The sequence below is a fragment of the Enterococcus sp. JM9B genome (assembly GCF_009933265.1).
GTDB lineage: Bacteria > Bacillota > Bacilli > Lactobacillales > Enterococcaceae > Enterococcus_C > Enterococcus_C songbeiensis.
The window spans coordinates 108215-110824 of sequence record NZ_MAEK01000013.1 but is presented as its reverse complement, the minus strand read 5'-3'; the positions used below and the strand labels follow the sequence as shown (position 1 = coordinate 110824).

The 2610-nt window shown below is 30.0% G+C and carries 2 protein-coding genes and 2 pseudogenes; 2 read left to right on the top strand and 2 right to left on the bottom strand.

Annotation, left to right across the window (positions count from 1 at the left end):
- Positions 1-90 precede the first annotated feature (90 nt).
- Positions 91-411 (bottom strand): annotated as a pseudogene (locus BAU16_RS04475) (tyrosine-type recombinase/integrase); the annotation flags it as partial.
- 199 nt (positions 412-610) lie between these two features.
- Positions 611-970, bottom strand: a pseudogene (locus tag BAU16_RS04470) (hypothetical protein); the annotation flags it as partial.
- 115 nt (positions 971-1085) lie between these two features.
- Here BAU16_RS04470 and BAU16_RS04465 point away from each other — a divergent pair.
- Both BAU16_RS04465 and BAU16_RS04460 read left to right on the top strand, forming a co-directional pair.
- A complete protein-coding gene (locus tag BAU16_RS04465) occupies positions 1086-1331 on the top strand; it encodes a helix-turn-helix domain-containing protein (protein WP_161526564.1) in 246 nt (81 codons plus the stop codon).
- A gap of 237 nt (positions 1332-1568) precedes the next feature.
- On the top strand, positions 1569-2610 hold a 1042-nt coding region (locus tag BAU16_RS04460; protein WP_237579207.1), incomplete at its 3' end, for a hypothetical protein.

Below are 2610 nucleotides of genomic sequence, written 5' to 3'. Positions count from 1 at the left end.
AATATTTAGTGTCCTTACTCGTTTTGAGTAACAACACTAAATATTATAGAACCATTTTTTTCTATCTAAATAAATATTGAACGCCATTTTTTAGAAATTTACATAGTTTGCAAATCGTTCGCCAGTTTCTTCTATTTTTTCAGGTGAAACATGAGCGTAGATATTCATTGTAGATTTAATATTTTTGAAACCTAATCGTTTTTGTACTTCTTTTATTAAAGCTCTACTTTTAAACAATAAGCTACAGTGGGTGTGCCTAAATCTATGTGGAGAGATTTGAGGTTCCACCGGTGTCTTTTTGTAACCAATGTTTACTACTTGAGTATAGTGAAGCTTGTTTGAGTTTGTAGTGAATAAGAACTGTTTTGGTGAATACGTAGTATAGTCATATAGAATCATTATTTTCATTCTATTATCCGCCGCAAGATGTTTTCCAACTATTTAGAAATCAGATTATTCGTTCAAGTAATATTGCAAATTGAATCAATAAAAGAAGCGTTGAAGGAAAGATTATTCTTTCAATGCTTCTTTTTTAGAAGAGTTTAATGACCAAATCAACTTCATTTTCAGGTGTAGGTAATTCATGAAAGCCTGTATTTATAGTGCTTAATTGTTCAACTTTTTCAGTATAAAGTTGTGCTAACACTCCTTTTTCAATATTAACTTTGATATTTTCATGTCTATCAATTTGTGTGCTGTTCAGTAAGGGAAAATCAGCTTTTAGTTTTATATCGTCTTGACTTCTTTCAATTTCAATTGGCAAAATCTTTTCAGTAAATTCAGTTTCTGATAAAGGGACATCTAGTTTTTTATCATGATAATAAGCTTCAAACCCATCTGGAACCGGAAAAAAATGTATTGGGTAATTCTTTTCTGATGTTGTTGTACTAGTTTCCGTACTTGTAGAGCTTGTGTCAGAAGTGGTACACCCGCTTATAGTTCCGATGAGTAAAGCGCAGGTTAGAATGATTGCAAATTTCTTAAAAAAAACTCCTTAAAATTGAATGTGGACTAATACTAGTCACGTTGTAGCATATCAAATCTTTAAGATTAATAAGAAAAAGGACTAATTTAGTCCAAAAGGTGTGCTATTCTTGAAAAAGGAAAAAATTATTGATAAAGAAAATGTAATCGGTAGCAATATTAGACGAATCCGATTAGAAAAAGGAATTGGTCAAACCGAGCTGATTAGAGACCTACAGCTCAGGAAAATCGCTATAACTAGGGAAACATTGGTTAAGATTGAAGGCGGCCGGCAACACATTAAGCTAGATCAATTGAGAGCTATTAGGGATGTTCTACAGGTGTCTTATGAAGATTTGCTTCAATGACTACTTGTAGTCTTTAGAACACTAACCTATTGTTACACCCTTATGTGTCACAAATAAATACTGGTATAATAATGAGTGGGATATGTAACGATAGGGTATACTCTTGTGAGATAAATTTATTGGTATTTTAAAATCAGGCTTCAATTTTTTACAAAATTGAGAGTATAAAAAGAAAAAAGGTGAGGGCATATTAGCAAGCAAGTTGTTGAATATTTATATTATCCTAAACAAGGCAGAATGGATGATATTAAAGAAACTTTTATGAAAGTATTATCACGATTTATATGTGATGATCTTTTAGAGTATCAAAATAATGAAAAAAAATATAGATTTAGTTTTGATATGAAAAAGTATAATGATTCATTACATGTAATGTTTAGGTATAATAAAAGGGGTAAGATAGGAATAACTGATGTACATTCATTTCAAATTTTTCTAAATGAGATTAATATTGAAGCGAGCAAGTCGCATTTAAATTACACTACTATTGTAGATACAAATTCATTATTTTTTTCAAAAAAATTATTGCCATATTTGCATAGTTACGAATGGGCTTTAAGGAAATTGATTTATTTATTGTCACCAATGTATTTTGATAATTGGACAAAGGATTCTATTCCAAATGAAATCATTGCAGAAATAAAAAGCAAACAGAAACAGGCTATTGGAAAGTATGACTTTAACAATCTTTTACAATGGATAGATTTATATGATTTTGAAGAATATCTTTTTGGGGAAAACTATTTATCTATTGTGACAGGAAATGAAAAGAATATTGTGAGATATAAAGAGATAGATATTGAAGAATTGTTAAATTTATTTCGAGAAGTTGATGATTTAAGTATATCTAAGCCTTTTTCATTATGGAACGAAGTATTTAGTAAATATATAGATATTGATTTAGAAGAAATTCAAAACGATATGGAACTAATCAGAGAAGGTAGAAATATTGTAAGTCATAATAAAGAGATTCAATTGTCATTATATCAGCAATTAATAAAAAATCTAAAAAAGTACGTGAAACAGTTAGATGAAGCTTTTCAAAAAATATTAATTGGTGAAATAGCTGAAAATGAACTATCTGACATGAGTGATGATTTTGAAGGATACGTCGATCATCATTTTAATAATCTTGATATGACGGACGTTGCTAGGCTATCAGAATTAGCTAAATCAGCCATAAAACCAGTAGCATTAGCAGGTCTAGGAGAGGCTTTAGTAACAAGCCAGAACCTAGCGCAACGACTGGATAAGATAGCTATAAACCAAACAGCGCTAA